The following is a 1036-nucleotide window of genomic DNA, read 5'->3' on the forward strand; positions in this document are numbered from 1 at the left end:
GCCGCGCGGGAGGATGCGCAGAGCCTGCCGCTGACCGTGGCGGCCATCGCCATCGAGGGCGGCCGCCTGGGCTGGCGCGACGCCCGCGCCGGCCGCTCCGAGACGCTGGACATCCGCCGCTTCGACCTGGAGGCGGAGCACCCGGACGCGCCGATGCGCTTCGCCGGCCGCTTCGGCTTCCATGGTGTGACCGTCGCGGCCGAGGGCGGCAGCGGCCCGCTGGCCCGGCTGACCGGCACCCTGCCCGGCGACGGCGCCTGGCCGCTGCGCCTGGCGCTCGCCGCGCCGGGCCTGCAACTGGTGGCCGAGGGCAGCCTGGCCCAGCCGGATGTCCTGGGCGGATGGCGCCTGACGCTGGAGGCCACGGCCGAGGATGCGACCCGTCTGGCACCCTTCCTGGGCCCCTTGCCGCCGGCCCAGGGGATCGACCTGTCGCTGGACCTGGCCGATGCCGGCCCCGGCGCCCTGCCCCAAATCAACCGGCTGCGGCTGCGCAGCACCGGCCTGGCCACCCCCCTGGCCGCCGGGCTGCGCCTCGGCCTGACCAGCATCGGGGTGTCCGGCCCGGGCGAGCCGGTCTCGCTCTCCGCCGCCCTGACCCTGAACGCCCTGCCCTTGCAGGCCGAGGCCCGGCTGCCGCCGCTGCCGCGCATGATGCAGGGCGCCGCCGCGCCGGACTCGCCCTGGCCGCTGCGCGCCACGCTGCGCGGCGAGGGGCTGGAGGCCAGCGCCGAAGGGCAGTGGAAGGGCGGCCAGGAGGGCGAGCTGTCGCTGACCGCCAGCGCCGCCGACACCGCGTCCCTGCTCGCCGCCCTCTCCCTGCCGGCACCGCTTCTGACCGAGGCGCGGCTGACCGGCCGGCTGCGGCGGGACGGCCGGCGCACCAGCCTGGACGAGCTGCGCCTGACCTCCCGCCAGCTCCAGGCGGAGGGCGAGGCCGCCTGGCAGGAGGGCGACCGGCCAGCACTGACCGCCCGCCTGGCCGCCCAACGGGTGGATCTGGACGCGCTGCTGCGGGCCCCGCCGCCGCCGCCCG

General features: G+C 78.8%; 1 protein-coding gene. It reads left to right on the forward strand.

What is annotated here, in order from left to right; all coding sequences use genetic code 11:
- Window positions 1-1036: AsmA family protein (locus tag HMPREF0731_RS21695; RefSeq protein ID WP_007006396.1), on the forward strand; the 1036-nt coding region annotated here is incomplete at both ends.

It is taken from the genome of Pseudoroseomonas cervicalis ATCC 49957, from assembly GCF_000164635.1.
Lineage (GTDB): Bacteria > Pseudomonadota > Alphaproteobacteria > Acetobacterales > Acetobacteraceae > Pseudoroseomonas > Pseudoroseomonas cervicalis.